Annotated in this window: 27 protein-coding genes; 12 read left to right on the forward strand and 15 right to left on the reverse strand. The window is 28.7% G+C overall.

Annotation, left to right across the window (positions count from 1 at the left end; all coding sequences use genetic code 11):
• Positions 1-15 precede the first annotated feature (15 nt).
• The 7 genes from Q0L44_RS06185 to Q0L44_RS06215 form a co-directional block, all read right to left on the reverse strand.
• The gene (locus tag Q0L44_RS06185) at positions 16-1,779 is read right to left on the reverse strand and encodes an AMP-dependent synthetase/ligase (protein WP_296636705.1); all 1,764 of its coding nucleotides are present in this window, start codon (positions 1,777-1,779) and stop codon (positions 16-18) included.
• 41 nt (positions 1,780-1,820) lie between these two features.
• Positions 1,821-2,540, reverse strand: a complete 720-nt coding sequence (locus Q0L44_RS06190; RefSeq protein WP_296636708.1) for a YebC/PmpR family DNA-binding transcriptional regulator — start codon at positions 2,538-2,540, stop codon at positions 1,821-1,823.
• A 124-nt stretch (positions 2,541-2,664) separates the two neighbouring features.
• Positions 2,665-4,308 carry a carboxyl transferase domain-containing protein gene (locus Q0L44_RS06195; RefSeq protein ID WP_296636710.1) on the reverse strand — a complete coding sequence of 548 codons (1,644 nt, stop codon included), beginning with the start codon at positions 4,306-4,308 and terminating at the stop codon, positions 2,665-2,667.
• A gap of 78 nt (positions 4,309-4,386) precedes the next feature.
• On the reverse strand, positions 4,387-4,923 hold the full coding sequence (locus Q0L44_RS06200) for a T9SS type B sorting domain-containing protein (RefSeq protein ID WP_296636713.1): 537 nt from the start codon (positions 4,921-4,923) through the stop codon (positions 4,387-4,389).
• A gap of 225 nt (positions 4,924-5,148) precedes the next feature.
• The gene (locus tag Q0L44_RS06205) at positions 5,149-5,994 is read right to left on the reverse strand and encodes an ABC transporter permease subunit (RefSeq protein WP_296636714.1); all 846 of its coding nucleotides are present in this window, start codon (positions 5,992-5,994) and stop codon (positions 5,149-5,151) included.
• Positions 5,995-6,013: 19 nt separating this feature from the next.
• Positions 6,014-6,913, reverse strand: coding sequence for an ATP-binding cassette domain-containing protein (locus Q0L44_RS06210; RefSeq protein ID WP_296636717.1), 900 nt, complete (start codon positions 6,911-6,913; stop codon positions 6,014-6,016).
• A gap of 89 nt (positions 6,914-7,002) precedes the next feature.
• Positions 7,003-7,503, reverse strand: a complete 501-nt coding sequence (locus tag Q0L44_RS06215; RefSeq protein ID WP_296636719.1) for a hypothetical protein — start codon at positions 7,501-7,503, stop codon at positions 7,003-7,005.
• A 71-nt stretch (positions 7,504-7,574) separates the two neighbouring features.
• Between Q0L44_RS06215 and Q0L44_RS06220 the strand changes: the two genes are divergently transcribed.
• Positions 7,575-7,991, forward strand: a complete 417-nt coding sequence (locus tag Q0L44_RS06220; protein ID WP_296636722.1) for a PaaI family thioesterase — start codon at positions 7,575-7,577, stop codon at positions 7,989-7,991.
• Positions 7,992-7,998: 7 nt separating this feature from the next.
• Positions 7,999-9,063, forward strand: a complete 1,065-nt coding sequence (locus Q0L44_RS06225; RefSeq protein ID WP_296636725.1) for a chorismate-binding protein — start codon at positions 7,999-8,001, stop codon at positions 9,061-9,063.
• A 70-nt stretch (positions 9,064-9,133) separates the two neighbouring features.
• Here the strand turns inward: Q0L44_RS06225 and Q0L44_RS06230 are convergent, their stop codons facing one another.
• Positions 9,134-9,502, reverse strand: a complete 369-nt coding sequence (locus Q0L44_RS06230; RefSeq protein ID WP_296636727.1) for a PUR family DNA/RNA-binding protein — start codon at positions 9,500-9,502, stop codon at positions 9,134-9,136.
• A 78-nt stretch (positions 9,503-9,580) separates the two neighbouring features.
• Entirely contained in the window at positions 9,581-11,335 is a 1,755-nt protein-coding gene (locus Q0L44_RS06235) for an ABC transporter ATP-binding protein (RefSeq protein ID WP_296636730.1), read from the reverse strand.
• A 145-nt stretch (positions 11,336-11,480) separates the two neighbouring features.
• On the opposite strand from Q0L44_RS06235, the gene nusB reads away from it, so the two are divergent.
• The 8 genes from nusB to Q0L44_RS06275 all read left to right on the forward strand — a co-directional run bounded on the left by nusB (position 11,481) and on the right by Q0L44_RS06275 (position 17,947).
• Complete coding sequence (gene nusB, locus Q0L44_RS06240; RefSeq protein ID WP_296636733.1) at positions 11,481-12,419, forward strand: transcription antitermination factor NusB; 939 nt, start codon at positions 11,481-11,483, stop codon at positions 12,417-12,419.
• 51 nt (positions 12,420-12,470) lie between these two features.
• Positions 12,471-12,932: a DUF1573 domain-containing protein gene (locus tag Q0L44_RS06245; protein WP_296636735.1), complete on the forward strand. Its 462-nt coding sequence runs from the start codon at positions 12,471-12,473 to the stop codon at positions 12,930-12,932.
• Between the two features lie 13 nt (positions 12,933-12,945).
• Positions 12,946-13,239 (forward strand): preprotein translocase subunit YajC, encoded by a 294-nt coding sequence (gene yajC, locus Q0L44_RS06250; RefSeq protein WP_296636738.1) that lies wholly within the window; start codon positions 12,946-12,948, stop codon positions 13,237-13,239.
• 98 nt (positions 13,240-13,337) lie between these two features.
• On the forward strand, positions 13,338-14,276 hold the full coding sequence (locus Q0L44_RS06255) for a hypothetical protein (RefSeq protein ID WP_296636741.1): 939 nt from the start codon (positions 13,338-13,340) through the stop codon (positions 14,274-14,276).
• 1 nt (position 14,277) lies between these two features.
• Positions 14,278-14,868: a dephospho-CoA kinase gene (gene coaE, locus Q0L44_RS06260; RefSeq protein WP_296636743.1), complete on the forward strand. Its 591-nt coding sequence runs from the start codon at positions 14,278-14,280 to the stop codon at positions 14,866-14,868.
• Between the two features lie 112 nt (positions 14,869-14,980).
• Positions 14,981-16,549 (forward strand): HAMP domain-containing sensor histidine kinase, encoded by a 1,569-nt coding sequence (locus Q0L44_RS06265; RefSeq protein WP_296636746.1) that lies wholly within the window; start codon positions 14,981-14,983, stop codon positions 16,547-16,549.
• A 10-nt stretch (positions 16,550-16,559) separates the two neighbouring features.
• Positions 16,560-17,261, forward strand: coding sequence for a response regulator transcription factor (locus Q0L44_RS06270; RefSeq protein ID WP_296636749.1), 702 nt, complete (start codon positions 16,560-16,562; stop codon positions 17,259-17,261).
• Positions 17,262-17,326: 65 nt separating this feature from the next.
• A complete protein-coding gene (locus Q0L44_RS06275) occupies positions 17,327-17,947 on the forward strand; it encodes an L-threonylcarbamoyladenylate synthase (RefSeq protein ID WP_296636752.1) in 621 nt (206 codons plus the stop codon).
• 2 nt (positions 17,948-17,949) lie between these two features.
• Here the strand turns inward: Q0L44_RS06275 and Q0L44_RS06280 are convergent, their stop codons facing one another.
• Positions 17,950-18,948: a glycosyltransferase family 2 protein gene (locus Q0L44_RS06280; RefSeq protein WP_296636755.1), complete on the reverse strand. Its 999-nt coding sequence runs from the start codon at positions 18,946-18,948 to the stop codon at positions 17,950-17,952.
• 46 nt (positions 18,949-18,994) lie between these two features.
• Complete coding sequence (locus Q0L44_RS06285) at positions 18,995-19,438, reverse strand: type I restriction enzyme HsdR N-terminal domain-containing protein (RefSeq protein WP_296636758.1); 444 nt, start codon at positions 19,436-19,438, stop codon at positions 18,995-18,997.
• A 17-nt stretch (positions 19,439-19,455) separates the two neighbouring features.
• Between Q0L44_RS06285 and holA the strand changes: the two genes are divergently transcribed.
• Complete coding sequence (gene holA, locus Q0L44_RS06290; protein WP_296636760.1) at positions 19,456-20,457, forward strand: DNA polymerase III subunit delta; 1,002 nt, start codon at positions 19,456-19,458, stop codon at positions 20,455-20,457.
• Positions 20,458-20,466: 9 nt separating this feature from the next.
• Entirely contained in the window at positions 20,467-20,919 is a 453-nt protein-coding gene (locus Q0L44_RS06295; RefSeq protein WP_296636763.1) for a DUF1569 domain-containing protein, read from the forward strand.
• Positions 20,920-20,982: 63 nt separating this feature from the next.
• Here Q0L44_RS06295 and Q0L44_RS06300 read toward each other — a convergent pair whose 3' ends face one another.
• From Q0L44_RS06300 to Q0L44_RS06315, 4 genes are all read right to left on the reverse strand, one after another.
• Positions 20,983-22,026, reverse strand: a complete 1,044-nt coding sequence (locus Q0L44_RS06300) for a M28 family metallopeptidase (RefSeq protein ID WP_296636765.1) — start codon at positions 22,024-22,026, stop codon at positions 20,983-20,985.
• Between the two features lie 70 nt (positions 22,027-22,096).
• On the reverse strand, positions 22,097-22,894 hold the full coding sequence (locus Q0L44_RS06305; RefSeq protein WP_296636767.1) for an ABC transporter ATP-binding protein: 798 nt from the start codon (positions 22,892-22,894) through the stop codon (positions 22,097-22,099).
• A gap of 1 nt (position 22,895) precedes the next feature.
• Positions 22,896-23,894 carry an iron ABC transporter permease gene (locus tag Q0L44_RS06310; RefSeq protein ID WP_296636769.1) on the reverse strand — a complete coding sequence of 333 codons (999 nt, stop codon included), beginning with the start codon at positions 23,892-23,894 and terminating at the stop codon, positions 22,896-22,898.
• 59 nt (positions 23,895-23,953) lie between these two features.
• Positions 23,954-24,529, reverse strand: a complete 576-nt coding sequence (locus tag Q0L44_RS06315) for a non-canonical purine NTP diphosphatase (protein ID WP_296636773.1) — start codon at positions 24,527-24,529, stop codon at positions 23,954-23,956.
• Positions 24,530-24,579: the final 50 nt, after the last annotated feature.

Raw genomic sequence — 24,579 nt, forward strand, 5'->3', positions numbered from 1 at the left:
TTTAGTCTTATATTTTTACGAATTATAAATTTTTTGATAAAGATTTTTATATTTTTCTTTAATATTTTTTCTTCTCATCTTAAGCGTAGGTGTTAAAAGTCCGTCATCAATTGTCCACTCATTAGATGTGATTTCAAATTTTTTTATTTGCTCCCATTGTCCAAAGTCTTGATTATAATAATCAATTTCTTTTTGAATTCTTGAGATTATATTTACATCGGTGCTTATATCCTTAATTACATGTTTATGACGTTTACTCCAAACTTTTAAAAATTCGAAATTTGGTTGTATTAGAGCTGCTGGCATTTTTTCTCCTTCTCCAATAACCATAACCTGTTCTATAAATCGAGATTGTTTTAAGGCATTTTCTAACACTGTTGGAGCAATATATTTTCCTCCAGATGTTTTAAATATTTCTTTTTTTCGGTCTGTTATATATAAAAATCCGTCCTCATCAATTTTACCAATATCTCCAGTATGAAGAAAATCATTGATAATTGTTGATTCGGTTAATTCCTTATTTTTAAAATACCCTAACATTACGTTAGCTCCTTTAATTAAGATTTCGCCATCTTTTGCAATTTTTATTGTTACTCCTTCTAAAACTTTTCCTACAGATCCAATTTTTAACCCTTTATTTCGCTTATCATTTAGCGTGCCTGCTGGCGAAGATTCTGTCATACCATACCCTTCATAAATTGGCATTCCTGCAGCTGTAAATACCTTAATTAGTTTGGCTTGTAAGGGAGCACTTCCAGAAATCATAAATTGTATATTACCTCCAAGAGCTTCTCTCCATTTTTTAAAAATGATTGTTTGCGCAAGTTTTAACTTTATATCATATAACCTGCTATTTTTGTGATATGGTTCATATTTTTCTCCAATCGCTAAAGCCCAATAGAAAAGCCATTTTTTAAGTCCAGAAAGTTCACTTCCTTTTGCAATAATTTTGTCGTAAATCTTTTCCAATAGCCTTGGTACTATAGCTAAATAATGAGGTTGAACTTCTTTAATTGTTTCGCCTAATTCATCAATACTTTCAGAAAAATATATTTCGAATCCCATAAACACATTATAGTAAGATGCAGCTCTTTCAAAAATATGACAAATGGGTAGGTAGCTCACTATTTTTTTATTACCTGTGCTAAGATTTAATTTTTTAGCAGTGCTAAAAACTGAAAATATAATGTTTTTATGAGATAACATTACTCCTTTAGGAGTTCCAGTAGTTCCAGAGGTATAAATAATTGTCGCTAAATCGTTAGGTTTTATATTCTTTTTTAAGTTATTAATTGCAGCTGTGTAATTTATATTACTTCCTAAAGCTAAAAAATTTTTCCAATCATAATCTTTTTGAATTTCGTTTAAAGAGAATATTTTTTTCAATTTTGTTTTATTGGCAACTGCTGCTACTTTTTCGTAAAGTTCTTCACTTGACACAAAACAATAGATTGCTTCAGAATGGTTTAATATGTATTCATAATCTTTTTTAGAAAGTGTTGCGTATAAGGGAACGTTTTGTGCGCCAATTTGTAAAGTACCGATATCTAGTATATGCCAATTGGGGTTATTGTTCTCAGTTATAACTGCAATTTTTTCACCTGGTTTAACTCCTAATGACAGTAGAGAGCTGCTAACTTTATTTACTTCTTTAATAAAGGTTTCTGTAGATATTGATTGCCATTTACCATCTTTTTTAAAATTATAAGATTTTTGTAGTGGAGCATTATCTAGCTGATAGTATGGGAAATCAAAGATTCTTGTAATTTCGTCAGACATTAACGATTATTTTCTGACAATTTACTAAAAAAGTTTGAAATCTAAGATTCTTCCATAGAGTGGTAAACAGAGTTTACATCATCATCTTCCTCTAGTTTTTCTATTAACTTTTCTACATCAGCTTTTTGAGTATCGTTTAATTTAACTGTTGTTGTAGGTATTCTCTCAAACCCAGAAGATAATATTTCAATATTATTTTCTTCAAAGTATCCTTGCAAAGCTCCAAATTGTTCAAAGGGAGCATATATAATTACACCTTCTTCGTCATCAAAAACCTCTTCAACTTCAAAGTCAATTAACTCCAATTCAAGTTCTTCCATATCAATGGTAATGTCTTCTTTTTTGATGGTAAAATTACAAGTGTGATCAAACATAAATGAAACAGAGCCAGAAGTTCCTAAATTCCCTTCGCATTTATTAAAGGCAGCTCTTACATTAGCAACAGTTCTGTTGTTGTTGTCTGTAGCTGTTTCTATAAGAATAGCAATTCCGTGAGGAGCATATCCTTCAAAAAGTACTTCTTTATAATCCGCTGTATCTTTGTCTGAAGCTTTTTTTATAGCACGTTCTACATTATCTTTAGGCATATTTGCTGCCTTTGCATTTTGTATAACAGCTCTTAGTCTAGAGTTTGTCTCTGGGTTTGGGCCAGCTTCTTTTACAGCCATAACAATGTCTTTACCAATTCTAGTAAATGTTTTCGCCATTGCAGACCAACGCTTCATTTTTCTTGCTTTCCTAAACTCAAATGCTCTACCCATTTCTATTTTTTATTCTATTTTAAACCATACAAATGTAAAAATAAGCAACATGATTTGCAATTTTTTAATTTGTGTATTTTGAGGTTATTTCTGTATTAATTTTTTAGCGTTTTTAAAGTATAGATTATACTTGTAAGATTCCCATATTAAATTTTTTCTCAATAGGAGCTTGGTTTGCAGCTTCAATTCCCATGGAAATCCAAGTTCTGGTGTCTAAAGGATTTATTACGGCATCTGTCCAAATTCTTGCAGCGGCATAATATGGAGAAATCTGCTTGTCATACCTAGATTTAATTTCTTTATATAATTCAGCCTCTTTTTCTGGTGTAATTTCTTCACCTTTCCTTTTAAGTGATGCTGTTTCTATTTGTAATAAAACCTTTGCAGCAGAATTACCACTCATCACTGCAAGTTCAGCACTTGGCCAAGCCACAATTAAATTAGGATCATATGCCTTACCGCACATGGCATAATTACCTGCACCATAAGAATTACCAATAATAATGGTAAATTTAGGTACTACTGAGTTACTAACCGCGTTTACCATTTTAGCACCGTCTTTTATAATTCCTCCATGTTCTGATTTAGAGCCAACCATAAAGCCTGTAACATCTTGTAAGAATACCAATGGAATTTTTTTCTGATTGCAATTGGCAATAAAACGTGTAGCTTTGTCTGCAGAATCGTTATAAATTACACCACCAAATTGCATTTCTGTAGGTTTGGTTTTTGAAGAAGTAGTTTTAACTAATTTTCTTTGGTTGGCAACAATGCCAACTGCCCAACCATCTATTCTTGCATAACCTGTAAGAATAGTTTGTCCATATCCTTCTTTATATTGTTCAAATTCAGATTTGTCTACCAAACGTTTTATGATTTCTAACATATCATATTGTGCATTCCTTTCTTTTGGTAGAATTCCGAAAATTTCATCTTGATTTTCTTTAGGCTCAAAAGATTCGGTTTTACTAAAACCTGCTTTATCATAATCACCTATCTTATTAACTATAAATTTAATTTTATCTAAAGCGTCTTTATCATTTTTAGCTTTATAATCTGTGACACCAGAAATTTCACAATGTGTGGTTGCACCTCCTAAAGTTTCATTGTCAATACTTTCACCAATAGCAGCTTTTACCAAATAGCTTCCTGCTAAAAATATACTTGCAGTTTTGTCTACAATCAAAGCTTCATCACTCATAATAGGCAAGTATGCACCACCTGCAACACAGCTACCCATGACCGCAGAAATTTGGGTAATACCCATAGAGCTCATAATAGCATTATTTCTAAATATTCTTCCAAAATGTTCTTTGTCTGGAAAAATTTCATCCTGCATGGGTAGATAAACTCCTGCAGAATCTACAAGGTAAATAATTGGTAATTTATTCTCTATTGATATTTCTTGAGCTCTTAAGTTCTTTTTTCCTGTAATAGGAAACCAAGCCCCAGCTTTAACAGTTGCATCATTTGCAACAACGATACATTGTTTGCCTTTGATGTAGCCAATCTTTACAACAACACCGCCAGAAGGACAACCTCCATGTTCTTCGTACATTTCTTCTCCTGCAAAGGCGCCTATTTCTATGCTTTTTGTTTTTTTATCTAATAAATAGTCGACTCTTTCACGAGCTGTCATTTTTCCTTTTTCGTGTAGTTTGTCAATTCTTTTTTGTCCACCACCAAGTTTAACTTTCGCAAAACGATTTTTTAAATCTGAAACTAATAGTTTATTGTAGTCTTCGTTTTTGTTGAAGTTAATATCCATAAAATAGCGTTCTTAATTTTGAGCTAAATTAAGAAATTTAAGTGTAAAAATTTTAATAAAAAACAGGTTTTCATAACCTTATTTTCTCAATAAAGAGAAGTTTCCTTTTTTGTTAATTGTTGGTTTTGTTGTGTCTGCAGGTACTAACGTTATATTGTACCAATAATCATCAGAAGGCAACAATTTACCACTGTACGTTCCATTCCAACCATTTCCATCGATAGGTACTTGTGCAACTAGATTACCAAATCTATTAAAGATGTTAATACTAGCATTAGGATAAAAAGTTTGATTTGCATCTTTTACAACCCAAGTATCGTTATTATTATCTCCATTTGGAGTAAAGAATTTTGGAAACTGAATTACAGAAACCAATAGTGTTGTGTTTGGAGAACAACCATTTTTGTTATTTACAATAATTTGATAAATATCACCCTCTAAATTTTCGAAAAGTGGTTCGTCTTGATAACCTGTAAAAGGAATCCTAGTATTATCATCTTTATTAATGATTGCAAATTGATAATCACCAGGCCCTAAATCATTATTGATAACATCAATAGAAATGGATAAATTGTTGGTGCTTCCTAAACTATTTGACTCATCTACAATTGTCACAAAGCTAGCTTCTAAAGTGGCTATATTAGACTAATTTACTTCTATAGTTTTTTCTCTAGAACACATAGTACCATCTGTGGTAGTTGCAGTTACTTTGTATCTTCCTCCTTCAGAAATATCTATATTATCTACAGAAGTAGTGTTTAAAACTGTTCCATTTTCATCTGTCCAAACATAGGTATAATTATCAGCAGGATTTTCTACACCAATATTATAAGATATTATTTACAAATCTCTCTTTAATAATAATTTGTATGATAAATAAATAAAAATAAATGTCCATAATGAAACAATAAGTACATTAGAAAATTCTACTGCGTAACTCTTAGTAAACACTTCACCCATCGTATTTGCGGCAGATCTTACAGCTCCTAGTCTAGAAAAAGGTTCTTTTATCAAATTAGACATTGCCTCTAAGGGTAAAAATTGCATAATAGCGTCTACTTTTTCACCTGTATTTTCAGCACCTTGAAATTGCCAGTATAAATACCCTTTAAAGATACTTTCTATAAATAGCCAAACCAACATTGCTCCAACTGCAAAAGCAGATCTTTTTACTAAAATACCTAAGAATAATCCAAAAGAGAAAAAGCCAACTAGTTTTACAAAAAAGGCTAATAAATAGTCTAAATCTGATATTATGATTGAAAATTCATCATAATCTGAATACACTTTACCTAATATTAATGAAACTACGAATACAAATAGGGTTGATATTAAAGCAAAAGCAATTACCGTGTAAAACTTAGAAAGTATAAATTCTTTTTTACTTAAACCATCAATTAAATTTTGTTTCAGGGTTTTGAAACTATATTCATTAGACATCACAGAAACAATAACAAGTAATAAAAAAAACTTTAAAATCGCAGCTATAAAAGTATTAAAATGCCATATGTATGGAAAATTAAAAATACCAGCGTCAGATAGGTGTAATTTAAAACTACCAAATTCAAATTTAATTGCAGCTATTAAAGCGATTGATGTTAGCAAACCAAAGTAAATAATAGATAATATTTTACTTGCTTTATTATACCTTAATTTATGAAATTCTATATTAAGAAGTCTAAACATGACTGTTTTTTTTAGTTGATTAGTTGCTTTTTGTTAAATCTAAAAATTGTTGTTCTAGACTTGGTTTACGTTTTACCAAATGGCTTAATACGAGTCTATTTTTAAATAAAAAACTGTTTATTTCTGAGGCAGAAATCTCTTCATTCAATGTTGCAATAATTAGATTTTGTTCTTTGGTAACTTTTAAAATAGCATCATGATTTTCCAATAATGAAATTAATTCATCTTCATTATTATCTATTTTAAGTTCGAACAAACCTTTCGAGGCTGTCATTTCATCAACCTTGCCTGAATATAATTTTACTCCTTTTCTAATTACAACTACATGACTACATACTTTTTCAACTTCATCTAAAAGGTGAGAAGCCAATAATATTGTAGTACCATTAGCTGCAATTGTTTTTATAATTTCTCTTATTTCATGAATTCCTTGAGGATCTAAACCATTTGTAGGTTCATCTAAGATTAAAATTTCTGGATCGTTAAGTAATGCAGATGCAATTGCTAAACGTTGTTTCATACCCAGTGAAAAAGTACTAAACTTACTATTTCTTCTTTCAAATAGATTTACTGTTTTTAATTTTTCTTCAATTTTTTCTGTAGAGATACTTTTAATACTGCAGATTAAAGATAAGTTTTGTGTAGCAGTCATATAAGGGTAAAAGTTTGGGCGCTCAATAATTGCGCCAACTTTCTTTAAGGCATCATGGGTAGATAATTTTCCATCAAACCAAGAAAACTCACCTGAAGTTTTATTAACAACATTTAAAATGATTCCTAAGGTCGTAGATTTCCCACTTCCATTTGGGCCAAGAATACCATAAACATTACCTTTTTTTATATCAAAAGATAAATTATTTACAGCATGAACTTTGCCATATTTTTTGTCAAGATTTTTGAGTGATAAGATAGTTTCCAATGAAATTGATTTAGCCAGTTATATAAGATAAGACGATTAAAATACAATTTTGTTACGAAAACTTTTGAAGAGAATTTCTTTAAATAATTCTAAAAATCATTATAATCAAAGTCATCATAATCTCCAAATTCGTCATCTAAATCATCTTGATCATCAAAATCATTTCCTAATTTGTCTGCTATAAATTCCTTTTCTGGAGCTTTACTTGGTATTGACCCTACTTCTAAAATAGTCTGTGGTAAATCTGTTCTTTTATCTTCACTTATTTCAACTACATCTACATAAAATGTCCACATTTTTAAAAAGTCATAGACATAAATGAGTTTATTGTTTTCATTAGGGAGTGTTTCATTTAAAATGCAGGTTTGCATTGATATTGATTCTCCTGCTTCAGCCATATTAAAAAGAGGAATTTCTTCACCTTGATTCCATTCATAATCTGTTCTGTAAAAAGACGCCATTTCCTGACCTTCAAAACCAAATGATTTTGCGATAATAAAATGTAAATGTTCTAAATTTATTGAATTTTTAACTAAAATAGTTCTTAAAACATCTTCTTTAGTATCTAGAATAATTCTTATTTTATACATAAAATTACATGATTTTCAGTTGCAAAAATACAGTTTTTTATGTGTATTTTTACATCATAATTCAAGCAGATATGGATACAAAACGTCTTTTACAAGCATTTAACAGTCGAAATAAAAACACATTAATGGAAACGCTTGATATTGAGTATGTTGCTATAGGAGAAGATTTTTTAACTGCTAAGATGCCGGTTTCTTCTAAGGTGCATCAACCTTATGGACAATTGCATGGTGGAGCTACTGCAGCGCTAGCAGAAACTGTAGGAAGTGCAGCGTCAAATTTTTTTATTGATTCTAAAAATCAATTTATAAATGGTATTCAGCTCTCTATTAACCATATTAAAAGTAAAACTGATGGAGTGGTATATGCTACTGCAAAAAATATTCATAAAGGAAAAAGTACGCATCTTTGGGAAGTGACAATAGTGGATGAGTTACAAAACTTAATATCAGTAGCAAAAATGACGAACATTGTTTTAGCAAAAAAATAGCACTACGTTGAGTTTATTTAAAAAAATAGCAGATTCTTACGAGAAAAACAAACCTTTTGTTGCTTACAATAAGCCAAATGAAACATTACTCTCTGGTTTTTTTCTTTCTAATGATACTTTACAAAAAAATACTGATTTCAATGCTTCAGGATTTGTTTTTGCTCCTTTTAATGAAGATGAAGATGCTATTATTTTTCCTCTAGAGCAGTCTGAGTGTATTAATGAAGACCTCTATTTTATGGATACCTTTTTAGAAAGTAAATCGGTTTTAGATAATCTAGATGTTACTTTAAAAGAGAAACATATAGAAATAGTAGCAAAAGCAATTGCTAAAATTAAAGAACAAAATTGCAAGAAAATTGTAATTTCCAGATTTGAAGAAATACAATTAACAAGTTTCGATTTATTAGCGGTATTTAAATCATTGCTTCATTATTATAGAAATGCTTTTGTATACGTATGGTTTCACCCAAAAGTAGGGCTTTGGTTGGGTGCAACACCAGAAACGTTATTACATGTGTCTGAAAACTCATTTCAAACAATGTCTTTAGCAGGAACACAACTTTTTAATGAAAATAAAAACCCTATTTGGAAGAGTAAGGAGTTAGAAGAACAAATTCTAGTTACCAATTTTATTAAAAAACAACTACAACCAATTTCTTCTTACTTAAAAATTAATAATACAGAAACAGTTAGGGCAGGTACTCTTTTGCATTTAAGAACCAGAGTAGAGGGGCAGTTAAAGAAGAATATATCTTTAGAAAATCTAATTAGAGCTATACATCCAACACCTGCAGTTTGTGGATTGCCTAGAGAGGAGTCAAAAAAATTTATACTAAAAAATGAGTCTTATAACCGAGATTTCTATACTGGGTTCTTAGGTGAGCTAAACCTTAGTAATGGTAAAAACGATAAACAAAGGTCAATACTTTTTGTAAATCTTCGTTGTATGTCGATTGCTTCTAATGTTGCTAAAATTTATGCTGGTGGAGGTATCACTAAAGATAGTGATCCAGAAAAAGAATGGTTAGAAACTGTAGCAAAAAGTAATACTATGAAACAAGTTCTATAAAAACAAAACCACAACTATGAGAAGTTGTGGTTTTACAAGTGTAAAATTGAATTTGAATTAATTGTTATTTTTAAATATCATCAAAAGAAATATCTGTAAAGTCTTTTGCACTTTCTGTAGAATCTTCTGAATTTGTATTTTCTTCCTTCTTATAATCTTTCTGATGACGTTCAGAGATCACTTCGTTTCCTTTTTCAGCAACAATGTAGTCAGTTGCTTTCTTTAACATTTCATGGAAATCTGAGAAGTCTTCCTTATAAAGGTAAATCTTGTGTTTTTGATAATGAAAAGAACCATCATCATGTGTAAATTTTTTACTTTCAGTTACTGTTAAGTAATAGTCGTCTGCTTTAGTAGCTCTAACATCAAAAAAGTAGGTTCTTCTTCCAGCTCTTAGTACTTGTGAAAAAATTTCTTCTTGTTCAACTCTCTCTGCCATAATCTTTGCTATAGTATTTACATTATAATTGTTACTGTTACAAATCTAATAAAATATTTTACTTAGCAATACGAAACATTAAATTTCTTTTTCTAAAAGTTGTTGTTCATAAAGTTCTTTGTAATACCCATCTGTTTTTATAAGTTGATTATGAGTTCCTTGTTGTGTAATTTCCCCACTATCTAATACAATTATCTTGTCAGCATTTTTAGCAGATGAAACTCTATGACTAATAATAAAAGTTGTTTTATTTTTAGATATTTTTTTTAGGTTAGATAGTATTTCTTCCTCTGTTTCAGTGTCTACAGCAGATAAACAGTCGTCAAAAATTAAAATTCTAGGATCCTTTATAATAGCTCTAGCTATAGAGACCCTTTGTTTTTGTCCTCCTGATAAAGTTACTCCACGCTCTCCTAGTATTGTTTGGTAGCCATTTGTAAAATCTATGATGTTATTGTGTACTACTGCATTTTTTGCAGCTGCTATTATCTCCTCTTTATTAGTTTCCTCTTTTCCAAATTTAATGTTATTTTCAATTGTATCTGAAAAAAGAAAAGGGTCTTGTGGCACAAAACCTATTTGTGCTCTAACATCGTTTAGATTACATTCTGTGATAGGTTTGTCATCTATTAAAATTGTTCCTTCTGTAACATCATAAAGTCTAGTTATTAATTCTATTATTGTAGATTTTCCACTTCCAGTTTTTCCTAGTATGGCAAGTGTATCCCCCGATTTAATATCTAGATTAATAGATTTTAGAGCTGTAATATTTGTATCATCGTAGGTAAAAGAAACGTTTTTAAATGTTATTTTTCCTGATATGTTTGTTTTATTATTATTGTTATTATTTATTTCAGGAACTTCATTTAAGAATTCATTAATTCTAGCCTGTGATGCCTCTGCTTGTTGGACCATAGAAGTTACCCATCCTACCACTGCTACAGGCCATGTTAAGATGTTAACATACATAATGAATTCAATAATTACTCCAGATTGTATTTCGCCATTAATATAACGCAATCCTCCAATGTAAATAACAATCAAATTGCTTATTCCTATTAGTAATATCATTAAGGGAAAAAACAAAGCGTTTGCTTTTTGTAAATTGATGTTTTTTTCTTTACTCTCGTTTGAAATAGCATCAAAATCTTTAATTATAGATTGTTCAATTCCGTAAGACTTTACAACATTTATTCCTGAAAAAAATTCTTGATTAAATGTAGTTAGTTTTGATAAATACTGTTGAACAATTGTACTTCTTTTATGAATAACTTTACTTAGAACAAAAATAGATATAGATAGAAGCGGAAAAGGAATTAATGTGTACATAGTAAGTTGTTTATCTACCTGTAACATTTGTGTAAAACCAACAGCAAATAAAACAATCATATTCATTGTGTACATAATAGCTGGGCCAACATACATTCTAACTTTAGAAACATCTTCACTAATTCTATTCATTAAATCTCCTGTCCTATTTTTTTTATAAAAGTTTAGAGATAAGCGCTGGTATTGTTGATAAATTTCATTTTTTAAATCAAATTCAATTAGCCTAGATGTTACAATAATTGTTTGTCTCATTAAAAAAGTAAAGAACCCACTTAGTAAAGCTACTCCTATAATAATAAGTACATTTTTTAAGAGTTCTTGTTTTACAAATGCAATGTCTGTTACTGTATTGTTTAAATATTCTTCAACAATATTAAAAGAGTTTCCAATAATTCTAGGCACTTGAAGAGTAAGTAGTTTAGAAAGTATGGTTATTAGCAAACCAATAATAATTCGCCATTTATATTTAGATAAATATTTATTTATGTATTGTAATGCTTTCAATGGAAAAATATTAAAAAGAAAATACGAAGATACAAGTTTCGGGAGTATAAACTTTCTTAAAAAAGAATTAAAAAGAGGCTATTCAAAAGTAAAATAATACTACTTTTGCATCGCAACCAAAAGCAATATATTTAAGTTCTTTATAATGATTAACAGAAGACATATTCGAGTTAAAGTAATGCAATCTGTATACGCCATGCAACAATCTCATAATGATGATATGGTAAGAGAAGAAATATTTTTAAAACATAGTATTTTAAAAATATTTGATCTTTATGTGCTTAACATTCAGCTGCTTGTAGAGGTGCAGAAATTAGCAGCTAAAAAAATAGCATTATCTAAAAAGAAAATCTTAGCGACTTCAGAAGATTTACAACCTAACACAAAATTTATAGATAATACTTTAATAACTTCTATTGCAGATAGCATTGCTCTAGAAAGTTATTTATCGCTTAATAAACTTAATCATTGGTCTTTTGACGATGAGTATGTAAAAATTATTTTTGATGCACTACAAAAAAGTGATTTTTACAAAGATTACATAAATAGTAAAGAAATTTCATTCAAATCAGATAAAGCATTTGTTATTGAATTTTACAAGCAAATTATTGCGCCAAATGAAAAGTTAGCAGAATTTTATGAAGATAAAATGATTTCTTGGGTAGATGATATCCCTTTTGTAAATACATGGATTTTAAAAACGTTAAACAAGCAAAAAGAAGGAAAAACATTTCAGCTTGGTAAGTTATATAAAGATCAAGATGATGAAGATTTTGTTTCTGAATTGTTTCGAAAAACGGTATTAAAACATAAAACATACGAACAAGATATTACAAATAAAACACCAAATTGGGAAACAGATAGAATTGCTTATATTGATATGATATTAATAAAAATGGCAATAATAGAGTTTGTGAATTTTGGGTCAATACCTGTTAGAGTAACTATAAATGAATATATAGAAATCGCAAAAGATTATTCTACAACCAAAAGTAGTTATTTTATAAATGGTGTTTTAGATAAAATTTCAAAAGAGTTTTTAGAAACTAAAAAAATCGTAAAAATAGGTAGAGGATTACTTTAAATTTGGGTTAACAAATTTTAATTTATTATTTTTACAAAAACTTAATATATAATGAAAAAATCAGTAATTTTAGTTGCTCTTCTAGCAACTTCATTAGTATTTATCTCTTGTGGAAACAGCAACACTGCTTCATCAAAAATAAATAAAGACAATTTAGAAAGTGCAAAAACTAGAGATGTAGAAATTAAAAACGGAGCTGCACTAGTAATTTTCGATAAAACTGAGTACGATTTTGGTACAGTTACAGAAGGTGAAATTGTAGAAACTGTTTTTAATTTAACAAATTCAGGTACAACAGATTTAGTTATTACAGATGCTCAGGTAACTTGTGGTTGTACTGTACCTGTTTGGCCAAAAACACCTATTAAACCAGGATCAAAAGAAGAAATCAAAGTAAGATTTAATACTAATGGTAAAAGTAATAGACAACAAAAAAATATTACTTTAATCACTAATACAGAATCTGGAAGAGAAATATTAACGCTTAAAGGAATGGTTACTCCAAAAGCATAAAACAATACAACAAATGGATTCAGGAAGTTTAGCAAGTATGTTGCCTTTTTTAGCAATGATATTAGTCTTATATTTTTTTATGATAAGGCCACAGATGAAACGTCAGAAAAAAGAAAAAGCATTTCAGGCAGAGATTAAAAAAGGGACTAAAGTTATTACAGCAAGTGGTATACACGGTAAAATTGTAGAAGTTAATGAAACAGATAATACTATAACTTTAGAAACAGGCGCAGGAAAAATAAAGTTTGAACGTTCTGCAATTTCTATGGAACTAAGTAAGAAATATTTAGCTCCAGCAAAAAAGTAATAAAATAGATTTACTGAAAGTGGGTTTTCTTCTTTTTGGAGGAAAATCCACTTTTTTGTTATTTGACTTTTCATTAGATTGCATTAAAAATTTTTAATTTGAAAAATTTTAAGAAAATACCGAAAACACTTATTGTTTTTTTATTTATTTCCTTTTTTATATGGTTGTTAATTACATTTTCTAAAGAGTATACTACAGAAATAAGTTTACCAATTACATTTAAAAATATTCCTCAGAATAAACTATTACAAGAGCCTTATCTTAAAATTTTAAGTTTGTCTGTGAAATCTTCTGGTTTTAATTTACTAACAACACAAATTAGTAATAGAAAAATAAGTATTGATGCTTCAAAACTAAATAAAAATAAAAAAGGTAGCTATTATTTACTTTCTAAAAATCATTTCTTAAAAATTCAAAAACAATTATTCACTGGTATTCATTTACAATCCATAGAATTAGACACAATACCTTTACAAATAGGTGAGTTGACTTCTAAGTACGTTGGCTTAAAGCCAAATTTAGATTTAAATTATCATATTGGTTATGATCTCTTAGAGCCAATAGTATTAAAGCCTGATTCAATTTTAATTTCAGGTCCATTGTCACAGATAAAAGAAATAGATAACCTAGAATTATTGCCACTTGTTCTTACAGATGTAAAAAAAGATTTCACAAAAACGTTGTCCATAAAAAAAATAACTGAATTAAAGAATATTCAGTATGCTAGAGATGAGGTTGTTTTGTCTGGTAGTGTAGATAAATTTACAGAAGGTAAAATTATGGTCCCTTTTACAATTAAAAATAAGCCAGAGCAAGTTAATTTAACCATACTTAACGATGAAATTCAATTAGCTTTTGTAGTTGCATTATCTAATTTTAACAACGTTTCTAAAGCCTCTTTTAAAATAGAATGTGATTATTTATTATCTAAAAAAAATAATTTATCATATTTGATTCCTAAAGTAGTTTTAAAACCAAGTTTTGTGAGAAATATAAAATTGTTACCTTCAAAAATTGACTTTTTAATTCAAAAATAATATGAAAATAGTTGGTCTAACAGGTGGAATTGGAAGTGGTAAATCTACTGTGGCAAATTACTTTTCATCCTTTGATAATGTAGCAATTTATATTGCAGATGAAGAAGCTAAAAAGCTAATGCAAACATCACAAATAATTAAACAAAAGATAAATGAAGTTTTTGGAGCTAATGCTTACATAGACAACTATTTAAACAAAAAATATATTTCTAATATTGTTTTTAAGGATAGCTCTAAATTAGATGCTTTAAATAAAATTGTACATCCGGAAGTAAGAAAAAACTTTCATAATTTTGTGAAAGAGCAAAGAAATAAGGAGATAATAATATATGAAGCAGCCATTCTTTTTGAAAGCGATAATAGTCAATTTTGTGATTTTATAATTACTGTCTATGCAAATTCTTCCACAAGAATAAAAAGAGTAATTGGTAGAGATAATGTATCAAAAGAAAATGTTTTGTACAGAATGAAAAATCAGTTATCTGATACCTATAAGTTATTGCAATCTAATTATATTATTTATAATGATGATCTTAATAAGACTAAAGATCAAGTCCAGAAAGTCCATAAAATTTTAACAGAAAAATCTTAATTGTTTTAATTATTATTAATGATTTTGTTAAATTGCTCTTAAAATTGAATTAAATCTGTTAATCAACGTTAAAAAGATATTTTTCAATTTTTTAAAGACTTAACTTTGATTTATGGGCAAAAAAATGTTTGTTCTTATCGTAATTTTAATGAGCATTTCCTTAATTGGAATAATTGCTGTTCAACTCTATTGGATTGATAATGCTGTTGAGAGTAAAAAGCAACAATTTAGGAACGATGTCCAAAAATCTTTAGGTAGAGTTGCAGAAAGAATTAATGAAAAAGAGCAAGATTTAATAGATCGAAAGATTGAAGGAATGATAGAGAATATTGGGTTGGCAAATGCTGCTCAAATAAAAAATTACTTTTTTCAAGAAATAGACACTACTACAAAACAAACATTTTCTTTAGGAGCAACTTACTTAGAAGAAAACTTTAAATTACCAAGTGAAGATTTTTTAGACAATGATAGCATTATTTTAAAAAGAATTTCCGGTAAGAAAGATTTTTTTCAAACCAAAACTTTCACAGGGATTGACAAGAAATCGAATTCTGAAGGCATACGATCTTCTTTTACTAAAAGATATACTAATTTAGAAAAAGAGTACAACTATGAAACTTTTAGAAGCTTATTTGAAAAAAAACCAATACATCAACGCGTTAGTAACCGAGAGTTAACTGCAACTATTAAAGATGAATTGAATAAAAGAAATATTTTTTTAGATTTTAAATATGGTGTTTATGGTGTTGACGGTTTGGCAACAAAATTAAAATCTGGCTACTACACGATTAATAAAAAAAACAGCTATAGGTATCCTTTATTTTTTAATACAGAAGATTTACCTGTACATTTTTTATACGTAACCTTTCCAACAAAAAACAATCATATATTGTCGGGAATCTCTGGTATTTTATTGTTGTCTTTATTTTTTATTTTTATTATAATAATTGCATTTTCTAGTTCTCTCTATCAATTAATTAAGCAAAAAAAGCTTTCAGAAATAAAGACCGATTTCATAAATAACATGACACATGAGTTTAAAACTCCTATTGCAACAATAAATTTAGCAATAGATTCAATTAAAAATCCTAAAATCATATCAGATAAAGAAAAGGTAGAACGTTATGTAAATATGATTAGAGATGAAAATAAGAGAATGCATACTCAAGTAGAAAATGTTTTAAGAATTTCTAGATTAGAAAAAAATCAATTAGATATTAGTAAGGAAACAATAGATATACACGACACAATAGAGGAAGCCTTAAGTCATGTGCATTTGTTAATTCAGGACAGAAAAGGAATTATAACTACACACTTAGAAGCGTTAACTTCAGAGATATCTGGGAATGAATTCCATTTAACTAACGTAATTGTAAATATGTTAGAAAACGCAATTAAATATTCTGTTGGAGCGCCTGAGATTGATGTATTTACAGAAAGTACAAACAAGTTTTTCATATTTAAAATAAAAGATGAAGGAATTGGAATGAATAAAAATGTACAAAAAAATGTTTTTGATAAGTTCTATAGAGAGCAAAAGGGAAATATCCATGATGTAAAAGGTCATGGTTTAGGTTTAGCCTATGTGAAAGAAATTGTAGAAAAACATCATGGAACAGTTTTTGTTGAGAGTGAAAAGGGAAAAGGAAGCATATTTACAGTAAAGTTACCTTTAATTTAAAAGTTTAAAAATGGGAAGTAAAAAAATTTTATTAGTGGAGGACGATCCAAATTTTGGAACAGTTCTAAAAGATTATTTAGCGTTAAATGATTACAATGTAACACACGCAAAAGATGGTATAGAAGGTCTTATTATGTTTAAAAATAGTGATTATGATTTGTGTATTTTGGATGTGATGATGCCAAGAAAAGATGGTTTTTCTTTAGCTCAAGATATTAGAACTACTAATAAAGAAATTCCAATTATATTTTTAACGGCAAAAACATTAAAAGAAGATGTTCTAAAAGGATATGCTGTTGGAGCTGATGATTATTTGAATAAGCCTTTTGACTCTGAGGTATTATTACATAAAATTAAAGCTATTTTACATAGAAAAGAATCTGATAAAACAACAGATTCGGAACAGTTTGAATTTCAGATTGGTTCATTCTTTTTTAATTCTAAGTTAAGACACTTATCTAAAGATAAAGAAGCAGAGCCAAACAAGTTATCTCCAAAGGAAAGCAAGTTATTACGTATGCTAGCTATTCATAAAAATGATTTAATGCCTAGAGAGTTGGCATTAACAAAAATTTGGAGAGATGACAACTACTTTACTTCTAGAAGTATGGATGTTTATATTGCAAAACTTCGTAAATATCTAAAAGAAGATGAAAATGTAGAAATTTTAAATATTCATGGAGAGGGTTTTAGATTGGTAGATAAATCATAAAAACGATACTTCCTTAATATAAAAACTCAAGTTATTTTTAAGTTGAGTTTTTGTATTTTTATACAATGGCTGATTTTATAAAAATTTATAACGAAAATCCTAATCCTAAGGAAATTCAAAAAGTGGTTAAGGTTTTAAAAAATGGAGGTTTAATAATTTATCCAACAGATACTGTTTATGGTTTAGGTTGCGACATTACAAATACAAAAGCACTAGAGAAAATAGCAATTATAAAGGGTGTTAAATTAGGAAAAGCGAATTTTTCTTTTGTTTGTAATGATCTTAGTCATTTATCTAATTATATTAAACAGATAGACTCATCTACATTTAAACTATTAAAAAGAGCATTACCTGGGCCTTATACATTTATTTTACCAGGAAGTAATAACTTACCCAAAGCCTTTAAAAAGAGGAAAACAGTAGGTATTCGAATACCAGATAACAACATTGCTAGAGCTTTGGTTGAAGCCTTAGGTAACCCAATTGTTTCTTCTTCTATAAGAGATGATGATGATATTTTAGAGTATACTACAGATCCAGAATTAATTTTTGAAAAGTGGAATAATTTGGTAGATCTAGTTATAGATGGTGGTTATGGAGACAACTTGGCCTCTACAATTATAGATTTAACAGATAATATTCCAGAGGTTATAAGAGAAGGTAAAGGTAGCTTAGATATTCTTTAGTCTTATTTTAGTTGATTAAATTTTTTTCTACCCAATACAAAATATTGCCAAACAACAGTTTTGTGTAAATTGTAATCCCCTTTTTTACTTAATTGTTTTCTTTTATTTAAAAACTTAATTAAATTTTTATAAAAACTTAAATGAGCCTTTAAAATAGCCAAAGTATGAATAGGTTTTAATTGAAAAATAAATTTAATACCAGCAATCCCGTCTAAAACTAGTCTTGAAAAGATTACAAATAAAAACCATTGATTAGGTACATTTTTTACTAAGTTAAATAGACTGTTTCTAAAGTTTAAAAATGTTTTTCTAGGATTCGTTTCTTGTAATGTAGCGCCTCCAACATGATATACAGTAGATGTACCAATGTACTTTATATCATATCCTAAATTTTGAGTTCTCCAACATAAATCTATTTCTTCTTGATGAGCAAAGTAATCTTCATCAAAACCTTTTAGTTCGTTAAAAACTGATGAGCGTATAAATAAACAAGCACCAGATGCCCAAAAAATATCAGCAATATCGTTAAATTGATTTTTATCTTTTTCAAGATAATTAAAAATACGCCCTCTACAATAAGGATAACCAAAAAAATCTATAAAACCACCTGCAGCCCCTGCATATTCGAATTTATTTTTATTTTTAAAGTCTAAAATTTTTGGTTGTACGACAGCTGTGTTTTTATTTTGTTTAAACTCCTTAGTAATAGAATTTAACCAATTTTCTGTAACCTCAATATCAGAATTAATTAATCCATAAATATCTGCATCTATAGAAAGTAAAGCATCATTATAGCCTTTTGCATAACCACCATTTTTTTTGTTCTCTATAATTTTTATTGTAGGATAAGATTCTTTTATATAAGCAATGGACTCATCTGTAGACGCATTATCTGCGACATAAACTTCTGCTTGTGGCAAGCTAAAATTTACAACAGAGGGTAAAAACTGTTCTAATAGTTTTTTACCATTCCAATTTAATATAACAATCGCGGTTTTCAAGGTTGCGAATTTACATTTTATAACTGAGTTTTTTAATAAAGTTTTCTTAATTGTAACTTGGAATGTCTTTTAAGAAAATATAAGTTTCCTTTTCAAAATCCATTTTGCAGTAAAAGTGCTGCAACCCATTAGTAACTATTAAGTAGTTTGCATTCAGTTTTAAATTGTAACGTGCAATTTGATCAAAAGTATCTTGGGTAATTTTTATAGAAGGTGCTTTGCATTCTACAATTATCTCTGGTTTTCCATTTTTATTAAAGATTAAGATGTCAGTTCTTTTTTTACGATTATTAATAACAAGTTGCTTCTCTAAAGCTATAAGGCTTTCTGGATATCGTTTTTTACCAATTAAATAGTGTATAAAGTGCTGACGAACCCATTCTTCTGGAGTAAGAACCAAGTATTTTTTTCTCAAATTATCAAAAATAAGCACCTTATTTTCGCTATTTTTGACTTTATAATTAATGTTAGGCAGATTGAGTTTTTGCATCAATCAAAAGTAAGAAAATGAACGAAATTAAAAACATTGTTTCAGATATTAAAAATGGAACTATAAAACCCATCTACTTTCTTATGGGTGAAGAACCTTACTATATTGATAAAATTTCTGATTATATTGAAGAAAATGTGCTTGAAGAAGCAGAAAAAGGTTTCAACTTACAGGTAATGTACGGAAGAGACGCTTCTATTGATGATATTGTTGCTTCTGCTAAACGTTACCCAATGATGGCAGAAAAGCAAGTTATTATAATTAAAGAAGCTCAAGATTTAAGCAGATCTATAGAAAAATTAGTTAGCTATGCAAATAACCCTCAACCAACTACAGTATTGGTTATCAATTACAAATACAAAAGACTAGATAAGCGTAAAAAACTGCATAAAGCAATTGCTAAAACTGGCTTAGTTTATGAAAGTAAAAAGTTATATGATAATAAAGTAGCAGATTGGATTCGTAGAGTTTTAAATGGTAAAAATTATCAAATAGCTCCTAAGGCTGCACAAATGTTAGTTGACTTTTTAGGAACTGATTTAAGTAAAATATCAAATGAATTAGATAAGTTAACTTTAATACTACCTAAAGAAACCATTATTAATGATAATCACATAGAAGAGAATATAGGTATTTCTAAAGATTTTAATAATTTTGAATTATTAAAAGCTATTGGTGATAAAAATGTTCTAAAGGCAAATAGAATTATTAATTATTTTGTCGACAACCCTAAGAATAATCCAACAGTGATGACAATCTCTTTGTTGAATAATTTTTTCACTAAGCTTTTATTATTTCACGGTCTACAAAATAAGTCTAAAGATGCTGTATCTAAAGCATTAGGGGTAAACATTTATTTTGTAGAAGATTACTTTTTGGCTTCTAGAAATTACCCAATGCGTAAAGTAGCGCAGATAATTGCATTTTTAAGAGATGCAGATGTAAAAAGTAAAGGAGTAGGGGCAAACCAAACTCAAGGTGATATTTTAAAAGAATTGATTTTTAAAATATTACACTAAATTTAGATTATGAAAAATATATTCAGCCAAAAAATTACTGAAGAAGTTCTAGAAAGAATTAACAATCTTACTAAAGATACACAACCAAAATGGGGTAAAATGTCAGTTTCACAAATGCTAGCACATTGCTCTGTAACTTATGAAATGGTTTACACAAAAAAAAACCAAAAGCCAAATGCTTTTACAAGATGGATTCTTAAAACAATTGTTAAAAGTGCAGTAGTATCAGAAAAACCATATCCTAAAAACAGTAGAACAGCTCCTCAGTTTTTAATTACAGATCAGAAAGATTTTTTAGAAGAGAAAAAGAAGCTTGAAAATTATATTATTCAAACTCAAGAATTGGGAGAAACACATTTTGACGGAAAAGAATCTAATTCGTTTGGTAAGCTTACAACTGCAGAATGGAATATTATGTTCTACAAACATTTAGATCATCACTTAACTCAATTTGGAGTATAGTATTAAAAAAAGCCTGATATTTCAATCAGGCTTTTTTATCTCTAGATTAAGAAATACTACTTCTTAATTTTCTTCTTTTTTAGCTTTATCAGCTATAATTCTAGTTTCTTTATTCGCAACTTCCCAAGCAGTATGAAAAACTAACTTTGTTCTATTTTCTAATAATTCATAGTTAATTTTATCTGGTGTATCAGTTGGTTTATGATAATCAACATGAGTACCATTAAAATAAAAGATAATTGGCACATTGTTTTTTACGAAGTTATAATGATCTGATCTGTAGTAAAAACGATTAGGATCATTCTCATCATTGTATTTATAATCTAAATTTATGTTTGTATACTTCTTATTCATTGCTTCAGAAATAGTATGCAATTCTGTACTTAACTTATCTGAACCAATTAAATAAACATAGTTGGGATCTGCTTTATGTCTGCTGTCAATTCTACCAATCATGTCTATATTTAAATCACAAACTGTATTTCCTAAAGGAAATATAGGATCAACATCAGTATAGTATTTAGAACCTAACAGTCCTTTTTCTTCACCAGTAACATGTAAAAACAAAATAGATCTTTTGGGACCTTTACCAGCTTTAGCGGCAATTTGAAAAGCTTCTGCAATCTCTAACATAGCAACAGTACCTGAGCCGTCATCATCTGCACCATTATAAACTATACCGTTTTTAACTCCTTCATGATCTAGATGCGCAGAAATTACTACAATTTCTTCTGGCTTTTCAGATCCTTCTATAAATGCAACTACATTTTCTGAATCTTTAAACTTTCCTCTTCTTGTATTTTTATTAATCCATTCTGCAGGAACTTCTTGAAAATAATCATCTCCACCAATTGGACTAACTATACCTTGACTTTTATAAAAGTTTTTTAAATATTCTACGGCAGTTTTTTGACCAGGTTCACCAGTTTCTCTTCCTTCAAACTCGTCAGAAGCATATGTAAATAAGTGATTACCTAAATCTTTTGCTGTAATAGTTGCTGCGTATTTTGCTGCCTGATCTACATTTGCATCTTCAATAGATGCTTCTTTGCTAGTACCACAAGCCATAAAAACTAAAGCACTTGCAACATAAAGTATTTTTTTCATCGATTTAATTTTATTAATTATTAAAAAACTAGTATCTCAAAAATAACAAAAAGTTACTCCTAATTCAAAATTAGTTTGCTTTAATAACAAACTGTTTTAACTTGGTATCGTAATTAATAATAGTATCAGGAAATAAATCTTCTAGAGCATTTATGTTATTTAACTCATCTATTGATCCAGAAATAACTTTATTGTCTTTAAATAAAATAACATTATCAGAAAATTGTAATGCTAAATTTACCTGATGTGTGGAGATAATTATGGTTTTAGAAGTTTTTTGAACCAATTTTTTAAGAAGTGCAAATATTTTTAAAGTATGATGTATGTCTAAGTGAGCAGTTGGTTCATCTAAAATTATAATCGCTGTATCTTGGGCTAAGGCTCTTGCAATTAAAACACGTTGTAACTGACCATCACTCAATTCATAAAAGAATTTGTGTTGTAAGTGTTCAATTTCTGTTTGTTGTAAAGCAATGTTTATTTTTTCGACATCATTATCAGATAATTTATCTATCCAATTGGTGTAAGGTTGTCTTCCTAAAGCTACTAATTCAAAAACAGTGAGTTGGCTTTCGGGTAAACGTTCCGTTAAAACTAAACTTAATAAGGTAGAAATATTTCTATTAGTATAGCTTTCTAAGTTTTTTTGGTTAATAAAAATTGAACCTGATAATGCATTTTGAACTTTAGCGATGGTTCTTAAAAATGTAGATTTACCAATTCCGTTTTTTCCTAAAACTGTAATTAAGTTTTTTTCTTTTAAATTTAGATTGATGTCTTTTGCAACAATAGTTTTCTTTTTTCTATTCACGTAACCAATAGATAATTTTTCAGTCTTTAAAACGATATTATTTTGATTTTTATCCATCTTAAATAAAAATTTTCTTTTTCCGAATTAATAACCAAATGACTACTGGTGCTCCAAATAAAGAGGTTATTGCATTAATAGGTAAAGTAAACCCGCTTGTTGGTAATTGTGCAATAGAATCGCAAATTAAAAGTATAATTCCACCTAAAATAGCAACTGCAGGTATTAATATTTTATGATTTGATGTTGTGAAAAGTAATTTTGAAATATGAGGTACAGCCAAACCAACAAAAGCAATTGGCCCTGAAAATGCTGTAATTACACCTGCTAAAATGCTTGTAATTAGTAGAATAATATTCCTGTTTCTTTTGACGTTTATTCCTATACTTTTCGCATAATGTTCACCTAATAAAAAACTATTTAATGGTTTAATAATCGTTAAGCTACCTAAAATACCAATAAAATAAATAGTAGCAAAAACAGCTATTTCTGCCCAACTTAAATTACCTAAACTACCAAAGCTCCAATATATATATTGTTGGATTTCTGATGCTTTAGAAAAGTAAGCCAAAACACTAATAATAGCTGATGCTAAACTGCCAAACATTAGACCTATAATTAGAATAGACATTATATTTCTTACTTTATTTGCAGCAACTATAACTGCTGTTAATACCAAAAAGGCACCTAAACTTGAAGCGATTGGTAAAGACCAATTTGATATTGTTGGCGTAATTAAAATTCCGCTAAAAAAAGAAGTACCTAAAATTAGTATAGCCACTCCAAGACTTGCTCCAGACGAAATACCCAAAACAAAAGGACCAGCTAACGGGTTTCTAAATAAAGTTTGCATTAGCAAACCACAAATTGATAAACCAGAACCCACTAAAATTGCCGTAATTGCTTTGGGGAATCTAAAATTGAGAATTATGATTTCCCAACTTTCTTTAGAATAAATACCTCCAAAAAGTATCGAAAGTATATTTTTAATTGGAATGGATACCGAACCTAAACTAACATTTACAAAAAATAAAATTACCAGTAAAACTGATAAAATCATAAAGTGGACTGTGTAGTTTTTTGTAATCATAATTAATTAAGGACAATCTTGTAAATAGGCTAATAGTTTTTTAAGAAATCAACTAATTTTTGAACTGCTAAACCTCTGTGAGAAATTTTATTTTTTTCTGATGAACTCATGGTTGCAAAAGATTCGTTGTAATTAGTAGGTTTAAAGATTGGGTCATACCCAAAACCTTTTTCACCTTGTTTTTCTGTTAAAATTGTACCAGTACAAATTCCTTCAAATAAAAATTGCTCTTCATTTAAATTTAAACAAATAGCAGTTCTAAATTGAGCCTCTCTATTAGATTCATTATTCAATTCATCCAATAATTTTTGCATATTTCTTTCTGTATTTTTGGGTTCACCTGCAAAACGTGCAGAATATACACCAGGTTTGCCATTTAAAGCAGCTACTTCTAAACCAGTGTCATCAGCAAAACAGTTATAACCATAATTTTTGGTAATATAGTCTGCTTTTAATTTGGCATTACCTTCTAAAGTAACCTCAGTTTCATCTACTTCTTCAGTACAATTAATGTCTTTTAAACTTAATATTTCTATAGAATTTGATAACATTTGTTGCACCTCTCTAAGCTTGTTGAGATTATTTGTTGCGAAGACTAATTTCATTAAAACTAAATTGATTTATACAAATGTAATCATTTTATAAAGTAGATCTA

This window comes from Polaribacter sp. (genome assembly GCF_024639685.1).
Taxonomy (GTDB): domain Bacteria; phylum Bacteroidota; class Bacteroidia; order Flavobacteriales; family Flavobacteriaceae; genus Polaribacter.

Excerpts from the sequence above, each read along its gene's own strand:
- Q0L44_RS06185 (WP_296636705.1), bottom strand. The coding sequence starts at position 1,779 with ATGTCTGACGAAATTACAAGAATCTTTGATTTCCCATACTATCAGCTA.
- Q0L44_RS06190 (WP_296636708.1), bottom strand. The coding sequence starts at position 2,540 with ATGGGTAGAGCATTTGAGTTTAGGAAAGCAAGAAAAATGAAGCGTTGG.
- Q0L44_RS06195 (WP_296636710.1), bottom strand. The coding sequence starts at position 4,308 with ATGGATATTAACTTCAACAAAAACGAAGACTACAATAAACTATTAGTT.
- Q0L44_RS06205 (WP_296636714.1), bottom strand. The coding sequence starts at position 5,994 with ATGTTTAGACTTCTTAATATAGAATTTCATAAATTAAGGTATAATAAA.
- Q0L44_RS06215 (WP_296636719.1), bottom strand. The coding sequence starts at position 7,503 with ATGTATAAAATAAGAATTATTCTAGATACTAAAGAAGATGTTTTAAGA.
- Q0L44_RS06220 (WP_296636722.1), top strand. The coding sequence starts at position 7,575 with ATGGATACAAAACGTCTTTTACAAGCATTTAACAGTCGAAATAAAAAC.
- Q0L44_RS06230 (WP_296636727.1), bottom strand. The coding sequence starts at position 9,502 with ATGGCAGAGAGAGTTGAACAAGAAGAAATTTTTTCACAAGTACTAAGA.
- nusB (WP_296636733.1), top strand. The coding sequence starts at position 11,481 with ATGATTAACAGAAGACATATTCGAGTTAAAGTAATGCAATCTGTATAC.
- Q0L44_RS06245 (WP_296636735.1), top strand. The coding sequence starts at position 12,471 with ATGAAAAAATCAGTAATTTTAGTTGCTCTTCTAGCAACTTCATTAGTA.
- yajC (WP_296636738.1), top strand. The coding sequence starts at position 12,946 with ATGGATTCAGGAAGTTTAGCAAGTATGTTGCCTTTTTTAGCAATGATA.
- coaE (WP_296636743.1), top strand. The coding sequence starts at position 14,278 with ATGAAAATAGTTGGTCTAACAGGTGGAATTGGAAGTGGTAAATCTACT.
- Q0L44_RS06265 (WP_296636746.1), top strand. The coding sequence starts at position 14,981 with ATGGGCAAAAAAATGTTTGTTCTTATCGTAATTTTAATGAGCATTTCC.
- Q0L44_RS06270 (WP_296636749.1), top strand. The coding sequence starts at position 16,560 with ATGGGAAGTAAAAAAATTTTATTAGTGGAGGACGATCCAAATTTTGGA.
- Q0L44_RS06275 (WP_296636752.1), top strand. The coding sequence starts at position 17,327 with ATGGCTGATTTTATAAAAATTTATAACGAAAATCCTAATCCTAAGGAA.
- Q0L44_RS06285 (WP_296636758.1), bottom strand. The coding sequence starts at position 19,438 with ATGCAAAAACTCAATCTGCCTAACATTAATTATAAAGTCAAAAATAGC.
- holA (WP_296636760.1), top strand. The coding sequence starts at position 19,456 with ATGAACGAAATTAAAAACATTGTTTCAGATATTAAAAATGGAACTATA.
- Q0L44_RS06295 (WP_296636763.1), top strand. The coding sequence starts at position 20,467 with ATGAAAAATATATTCAGCCAAAAAATTACTGAAGAAGTTCTAGAAAGA.
- Q0L44_RS06300 (WP_296636765.1), bottom strand. The coding sequence starts at position 22,026 with ATGAAAAAAATACTTTATGTTGCAAGTGCTTTAGTTTTTATGGCTTGT.
- Q0L44_RS06305 (WP_296636767.1), bottom strand. The coding sequence starts at position 22,894 with ATGGATAAAAATCAAAATAATATCGTTTTAAAGACTGAAAAATTATCT.
- Q0L44_RS06310 (WP_296636769.1), bottom strand. The coding sequence starts at position 23,894 with ATGATTTTATCAGTTTTACTGGTAATTTTATTTTTTGTAAATGTTAGT.
- Q0L44_RS06315 (WP_296636773.1), bottom strand. The coding sequence starts at position 24,529 with ATGAAATTAGTCTTCGCAACAAATAATCTCAACAAGCTTAGAGAGGTG.